We start from the raw sequence: 6607 nt of genomic DNA, 5'->3' as shown, positions 1-6607 counted from the left end.
GGCCAGCACCGAGGCGGCAATCCCGCTTTCCAGCGCCGGCAATTGCAGTCCTTCAAAACCCAGCACGCCGCCAAGCAACATGGTGCCGACAAAGGTGCACGGCAGCGCCCAGCGCGCCACGCCTTTTTGTTGCGCGGCCCACAAACCGACCGCGACCATGGCCAGCAAGTGGTCGACCCCGCTCAGGGGATGGCTGATCCCGGCGATCAGGCCGTTGTCGCCGTGGCCGGGGTGAGCGAAGGCCAGGGCAGGGGCGAGCAGCAGCGCGGCGGCTGTGAAGAGTTTGTTGAGGCTCATGGACAGGTTCCTTGGGGTTGATCAGGCAGCGGTCAGCAGACCCTGGCGTTCGATAAAGGCGACGATCTCTTCCAGGCCGACACCGGTTTTCTGGTTACTGAACACAAAGGGCTTACCGTTGCGCATGCGCTGGGTGTCGCTGTTCATCAGCTCCAGCGACGCACCGACCAGCGGCGCCAGGTCGATCTTGTTGATCACCAGCAGGTCGGATTTGCAAATACCGGGCCCGCCCTTGCGCGGCAGCTTGTCGCCGGCCGACACATCAATCACGTAGATGGTCAGGTCCGACAGCTCCGGGCTGAAGGTGGCCGAGAGGTTGTCGCCGCCGGACTCCACCAGAATCAGGTCCAGGCCGGGGAAGCGACGGTTGAGTTGGTCGACTGCTTCGAGGTTGATCGACGCGTCTTCGCGGATTGCCGTGTGCGGGCAGCCGCCGGTTTCCACGCCGATGATGCGTTCCGGCGCCAGGGCCTGGTTGCGCACCAGGAAGTCGGCGTCTTCGCGGGTATAGATGTCATTGGTGACCACCGCCAGGTTGTAGCGATCGCGCAGCGCCAGGCACAGGGCCAGGGTCAGCGCGGTCTTGCCGGAGCCGACCGGGCCGCCGATGCCGACGCGCAGAGGTTGTGTGTTCATGTACTTCTCCAGATAAAAAAGGCCCTAGGAACGGAACAGGCGGCTGTACTGGCGCTCGTGAGCCATGCACGCCAGGGACAGCCCGAAGGCGGCGCTGCCGAAATGGTTGAGGTCGATGCGGCCGGCGTCCTGCTGGGCCTGTTGCAGCAGCGGCAGCAGTTCACTGGTGAGGCGTTGCGCGGCTTGTTGACCCAGGGGCAGTGTCTTCATCAGCACGGCCAATTGGTTTTCCAGCCAGCTCCACAGCCAGGCGGCCAGGGCATCCTCGGGGCTGATCGCCCACGCCCGTGCTGCCAGGGCCCAGCCCAGGGCCAGGTGCGGTTCGGGCTGGTGTGCCAGAAAGTCCCGCGCGGCCTCGTCGAGTTCCGGCAGACCATTGAGCAATTGCTGCAGGGAGTAGCCCATCTGCCGGCTTTCCTGATACAGCTCGCGGGTTTCGCGGCTGGCGCGGTGTTCCTCGCACAACTGCGCCAGGCGCGGCCAGTCCGGCTCAGCGGCGGCGTGGCAATGGGCGAGCAACAGCGGCGCTTCAAAGCGCGCCAGGTTGAGCAGCAACTGGTCGCTGATCCAGCGTCGCGCGCTGGCTGCATCGTTTACGCGGGCGTTTTCCACGGCCATTTCCAGGCCCTGGGAATAGCTGTAGCCGCCAATCGGCAACTGCGGGCTGGCCAGACGCAGCAACGCCCAGGCTGGGTTCATAGACGCACGCCGAACTGGTGCAGCTTGGGCGGGTAGTTGAAATCTTCATCGCCATGACGTGAATGATGGTGGCCGCCACCGTAGGCGCCGTGTTCCGGCTGGAACGGTGCCTCGAGGGTCTCGGTGTGGGCGCCGAGTTGCTCGAGCATGGCCTTGAGCACGTAGTCATCGAGCAGGCGCAGCCAACCCTCCCCGACCTGCAACGCCACATGGCGGTTGCCGAGGTGGTAGGCGGCGCGGGTCAGTTCAAAGGCGCTGCTGCAGGTCACGTGTAGCAGTTGTTCAGGGCGCGCGCGCACGCGTACGACGCGTCCGTCTTCGGCCTGCAGACATTCGCCATCGTGCAATGGCGGCTGGCCGCGCTCCAAGAACAGGCCGACGTCTTCACCGTCGGCACTGAAACAGCGCAGGCGGCTTTTGCTGCGTGCTTCGAAATTCAGCAGCAACTCGGCGGCCCAGAGGGCTTGGGGGGGAATTCGGCGGTGGATCACCAGCATCAGAAATCTTCCAGCTATGAGCGTTGAAAGACATAGAGCAAGGGGCTTGCCAATCCTGGCCAAGGGTAGGATTTGTCTGTAGGTGGGCGTGCGGATGCCACTAAAGAGGGCGCAGAAAATACGCGGCTTCGGTCCAAAATGGTGCATCGAAGGGCTCGGCGCACCTGGCTAGAGCGTTTTTTGGGACGCGTCCTACAAAATCCCAGGAGTCTTCGCTCATCGCAATGCCAACTGTTTGATTAGCCTACGCGCCGTGTTTAATTCACAGCGTTGTTCATCATGTTCAAGTCATTTTGTTGCCTGGTAATTATCACCCAAGCCCTTGCCATGACCTCGGCTTCAGCCAATCTACGACCACACGTAGTCTTCGAGGCCCCTCGCAAACCCACTATCGACAATGTAATCGACCGCGCCCACGCGTTACTCGGCACGCCGTACAAAGGCGGCGGCACCTCGGTCGAGCAAGGGTTTGATTGCAGCAGTTTCCTGGTCTATCTGTTCAAGACCGAAGCCGATATTCGTTTGCCGCGCACCACGACCGCGATGCATCGCTCGAGCGCCGCGACGATCCAGCGAGACGCACTCAAGCCAGGCGATGCGGTGTTTTTCAGGGGGAACGGCAGCGGCCAGGTCAGCCATGTCGGCCTTTATATCGGCAAGGATCAATTCATCCATTCGCCCAGCACCGGCAAACGCGTGCGAATCGATTCGCTGAGCAGCCACTACTGGAAAAAGAACTACACCACCGCCAAGCGCTTTCACACGGCGGGCTGATTGGCCCTATTCAGTGCTGCCCAACCCTTGCCAGTGCTTGAGGCCGATAAAGATAAAGCGCAATTGCTGGGTGATTTTCGCCTGGGGCGTGAGGTGGGCCGGCAAGGCCTGGGCGGGTGGGTCGATGATGTCGGGGAGGGTGGCGAACACACTCTTGACGATCAGGTCGGCCATCACGTGCAGGCCTTCGGCGTCGAGGTGCTGCAGCTTGGGCATAGACGTCAGATCGGCCGCCAGGTCGCGAGTGATGTCCTCGCGCAGCGCGCCGATGGCCTGACGCACAGCCAGGCAGCCGCCGTATTGCTCGCGGGCCAGGAACAGGAATTGCGAACGGTTGGCCGAGACCACATCGAGAAAGATCCGCACGGAAGCATCGATAATGCCGCCCATCACGAATTCGTTGTGGCGCACCAGGCGAATCGTGGCGCGGAAGGTCTGGCCCACTTCGCTCACCAGTACCAGCCCCAGCTGGTCCATGTCGGCGAAATGGCGATAGAAACCAGTGGGCACGATGCCGGCCGTCTTGGCCACTTCGCGCAGGCTCAGGCTGCCAAACCCACGGCCACACTCCATCAGGTGGCGGGCTGCGTCCATCAAGGCGAGGCGGGTCTGTTGCTTCTGTTCGGCGCGGGGCAGCATGGCGGGCAGGCTTAGTCGACAAGTACAGCGATGCACTCTAGCAAAACAGCTTCGCTGGCGTCGAACTTGGCGGTGGGGCAGGTGGGGTGTTGGGTGACGGATCCTGCAGAAAGTCAAAAGCCCGATCGATTGATCGGGCTTTTTTCTGGGCCATCACAGGCTTAGCTCTGTGCTTGATGCAGTTCTTGCAGACGGTCCGAACCGCCTTCGGCAACACCTTGGGTGTAAGCGCGGTCATTAGCTTGTTCAGCGCCGCCTTCAACCAAGCCTTTCTGTTCCAGGCGATCACGGCCACCTTCAGCAACACCTTCGGTGTAAGCGCGTTTGTTGGCGTGTTCCGAACCATTTTCAGCAACGGCGCCTTTGGCGTAGTCACGGTTTTCTTCTTCCTGCGAACCGCTGCGAGCCAGGGTCTGGCTGGTTTCAACGGCTTGAGCCTTGTTCTGTGGGATTGCTTGTTCAGCGGCTGGCAGGGCAAAGGCACTGGAAGCCAGGACAGATAACAACACGGTAGCGAGAATTTGGCGTTTCATGATCGTTGCTCCTTGGGAGGGCGATAAATTGGGTACAGGGCTAATGCTACTCTCGATAAGTCGATATAAAAGTTCATAAACACAATGGTAATAATCAACAGAATTGATTGTTCCCCGCAGAGGCTCTAGATCGCACCTCTCAAGCCCGCGGTTTTGCACCATGGTGGGTATTTTCGACCCGTTCGTGGGTAACACCGGTGCATTGTTGAAGGTTTTAGGAGTTCGCACTGTAGGAAAATTCGCTTTTTGCGCAGTTAATTCGCACTCCAGCTAAACCCCTGAGCCATTTGCCAGTCGTAGCCTTATAAGCTGTAGTCACAAGGTGCGTCGCAGCGCGCACCCTCAGTCGTAACCAGGAGTCCTGTGCAATGACGCGCACTCGTAAAATCGTCGCTTGGAGCTGCGCCAGCTTCGCTCTGTTAATCGCTATCGTGGTTTTGGTGCTGGTGTTCTTCGACTGGAACCGCATCAAGCCGCCGCTCAATGCCAAGGTCTCCGAAGAATTGCATCGACCGTTTGCCATCAATGGCAACCTCGCTGTGGTGTGGGCACGCGAGCCCGAGGAAGGCGGCTGGCGTGCCTGGGTGCCGTGGCCCCATGTGATTGCTGAAGACCTGACCCTGGGTAACCCCGACTGGTCGAAAAAACCACAGATGGTCAGCCTGAAAAAAGTCGAGCTGCGTATTTCGCCGCTGGCCTTGCTGGTGCAGCGCGTGGTGATCCCGCGTATCGACCTCACCGAGCCCAGCGCCGACTTGCAGCGCCTGGCGGATGGGCGCGCCAACTGGACGTTCAAGTTCGACCCCAAAGACCCCAATGCAGAACCATCCAACTGGGTGGTCGACATTGGCGCCATCGGTTTCGACAAGGGCCACGTGACCCTCGACGACCAGACCCTCAAGACTCAGCTCGATGTGGTCATCGACCCGTTGGGCAAACCCATTCCGTTCGGCGAAATCGTCGGCGATGCCGATGCCAAGAAAGCCCTGGAGAAAGGCTCTGCACCGCAGGACTACGCATTCGGTCTCAAAGTCAAAGGCCAATACCACGGCCAGAAACTCGACGGCAGCGGCAAGATCGGCGGCCTGCTGGCCCTGCAAGACGCGGCCAAGCCGTTCCCGCTGCAAGCCCAGGTCAAGATTGCCGACACCAGCATCGCCGTGGCCGGCACCCTGACCGACCCGCTGAACCTCGGCGCCCTGGACCTGCGGCTGAAACTTGCGGGCTCAAGCCTGGGCAACCTCTACCCGCTGACTGGCGTGACCCTGCCGGATTCGCCGGCCTACTCCACCGACGGTCATCTGATCGCCAAGCTGCACGAGCCCACTGGCGCCTCATTCACTTACGAAAACTTCAACGGCAAGATCGGCAATAGCGACATCCACGGTAACCTCAGCTATGTCGCCAGCCAGCCCCGGCCCAAGCTCAGCGGCACGCTGGTCTCCAACCAATTGTTGATGGCTGACCTCGCGCCGCTGATCGGCGCCGACTCGAATGCCAAGCAAAAAGCCCGTGGCGGCGACAGCAAGCAACCGGCGACCAAAGTGCTGCCGGTGGAAGAGTTCCGCACCGAGCGCTGGCGTGTCATGGATGCCGATGTGGAATTCACCGGCAAACGCATCGTGCACAGCGCCGACTTGCCCTTCACCGACCTCTACACCCACGTGGTGCTCAACGACGGCGAGCTGAGCCTCGAACCGCTGCGTTTTGGCGTGGCCGGCGGCAAGCTCGACGCGCAGATCCGCTTGAACGGCCGCACCACACCGATGGAAGGCCGCGCCAGGCTCAGCGCGCGCAACTTCAAGCTCAAACAGCTGTTCCCAACGTTCGAACCGATGAAAACCAGCTTCGGCGAGCTGAATGGCGATGCGGACATTTCCGGGCGCGGCAACTCGGTGGCCGCGTTGCTGGGCACCTCCAACGGCGACCTCAAAATGCTCATCAACGATGGCGCCATCAGCCGTGGCCTGATGGAAATCGCCGGGCTCAACGTGGGCAACTACGTGGTGGGGCGCCTGTTTGGTGACAAGGAAGTGAAGATCAACTGCGCCGCGGCGGACTTTGGCATCAAGACCGGCCTGGCGACCACGCGCCTGTTTGTGTTCGATACCGAGAACGCCATCATCTACATCGATGGCACCGCGAACATGGCGACCGAGCAACTGGACCTCACGATCACGCCGGAGTCCAAGGGCTTCCGCCTGTTCTCGCTGCGTTCGCCGTTGTACGTGAACGGGCCGTTTATCAAGCCGAATGCTGGTGTGAAAGCCATCCCCCTGGCCCTGCGCGGCGCCGGTATGGTCGCCTTGGGCGTAATCGCCGGCCCGGCTGCCGGCCTGCTCGCGCTGGTAGCGCCCAGTGGCGGCGAGCCGAACGAATGCGCGCCGTTGCTGCAGCAGATGAAGGAAGGCAAGGCGCCAAAAACCGTGAAAGGCTGACTGACGGAACATATACCCAAAAGTGGGAGGGGGCTTGCCCCCGATGGCGGTGTATCAGTCAATTCTTCATCGACTGACACTAAGCCATCGGGGG

General features: G+C 61.2%; 8 protein-coding genes. 2 read left to right on the top strand and 6 right to left on the bottom strand.

Features of this window, described 5'->3' with window-relative positions; translation table 11 throughout:
• From WBR57_RS03725 to ureE, 4 genes are all read right to left on the bottom strand, one after another.
• A partial coding sequence (locus WBR57_RS03725) for a HupE/UreJ family protein (protein ID WP_424082228.1) occupies positions 1–297 on the bottom strand: 297 nt, incomplete at its 3' end.
• Between the two features lie 21 nt (positions 298–318).
• Positions 319–933, bottom strand: a complete 615-nt coding sequence (gene ureG / locus WBR57_RS03720; protein ID WP_012721947.1) for an urease accessory protein UreG — start codon at positions 931–933, stop codon at positions 319–321.
• A 24-nt stretch (positions 934–957) separates the two neighbouring features.
• Complete coding sequence (locus WBR57_RS03715; protein ID WP_424082225.1) at positions 958–1632, bottom strand: urease accessory protein UreF; 675 nt, start codon at positions 1630–1632, stop codon at positions 958–960.
• Entirely contained in the window at positions 1629–2129 is a 501-nt protein-coding gene (gene ureE / locus WBR57_RS03710; RefSeq protein WP_424082223.1) for an urease accessory protein UreE, read from the bottom strand. Before ureE ends, WBR57_RS03715 begins: the two co-directional genes overlap by 4 nt.
• 279 nt (positions 2130–2408) lie before the next feature.
• Here ureE and WBR57_RS03705 point away from each other — a divergent pair, with 279 nt between their 5' ends.
• Positions 2409–2903, top strand: a complete 495-nt coding sequence (locus WBR57_RS03705; protein WP_424082221.1) for a C40 family peptidase — start codon at positions 2409–2411, stop codon at positions 2901–2903.
• 6 nt (positions 2904–2909) lie between these two features.
• On the opposite strand, the gene WBR57_RS03700 is transcribed toward WBR57_RS03705, so the two are convergent.
• Both WBR57_RS03700 and WBR57_RS03695 read right to left on the bottom strand, forming a co-directional pair.
• Positions 2910–3542, bottom strand: a complete 633-nt coding sequence (locus WBR57_RS03700) for a TetR family transcriptional regulator (protein WP_122538443.1) — start codon at positions 3540–3542, stop codon at positions 2910–2912.
• 161 nt (positions 3543–3703) lie between these two features.
• Complete coding sequence (locus WBR57_RS03695; protein WP_424082219.1) at positions 3704–4075, bottom strand: hypothetical protein; 372 nt, start codon at positions 4073–4075, stop codon at positions 3704–3706.
• A 368-nt stretch (positions 4076–4443) separates the two neighbouring features.
• On the opposite strand from WBR57_RS03695, the gene WBR57_RS03690 reads away from it, so the two are divergent.
• Entirely contained in the window at positions 4444–6513 is a 2070-nt protein-coding gene (locus WBR57_RS03690; protein WP_424082217.1) for an AsmA family protein, read from the top strand.
• Positions 6514–6607 lie beyond the last annotated feature (94 nt).

The sequence above is a fragment of the Pseudomonas sp. genome (assembly GCF_049590575.1).
Lineage (GTDB): Bacteria > Pseudomonadota > Gammaproteobacteria > Pseudomonadales > Pseudomonadaceae > Aquipseudomonas.
This window is presented reverse-complemented; position numbering and strand designations above follow the sequence as displayed.

What these genes read in the sequence shown, in the direction of transcription:
- ureE (WP_424082223.1), bottom strand. Translation starts at nt 2,129, where the DNA reads ATGCTGGTGATCCACCGCCGAATTCCCCCCCAAGCCCTCTGGGCCGCC.
- WBR57_RS03690 (WP_424082217.1), top strand. Translation starts at nt 4,444, where the DNA reads ATGACGCGCACTCGTAAAATCGTCGCTTGGAGCTGCGCCAGCTTCGCT.
- WBR57_RS03700 (WP_122538443.1), bottom strand. Translation starts at nt 3,542, where the DNA reads ATGCTGCCCCGCGCCGAACAGAAGCAACAGACCCGCCTCGCCTTGATG.
- WBR57_RS03695 (WP_424082219.1), bottom strand. Translation starts at nt 4,075, where the DNA reads ATGAAACGCCAAATTCTCGCTACCGTGTTGTTATCTGTCCTGGCTTCC.
- WBR57_RS03705 (WP_424082221.1), top strand. Translation starts at nt 2,409, where the DNA reads ATGTTCAAGTCATTTTGTTGCCTGGTAATTATCACCCAAGCCCTTGCC.
- ureG (WP_012721947.1), bottom strand. Translation starts at nt 933, where the DNA reads ATGAACACACAACCTCTGCGCGTCGGCATCGGCGGCCCGGTCGGCTCC.
- WBR57_RS03715 (WP_424082225.1), bottom strand. Translation starts at nt 1,632, where the DNA reads ATGAACCCAGCCTGGGCGTTGCTGCGTCTGGCCAGCCCGCAGTTGCCG.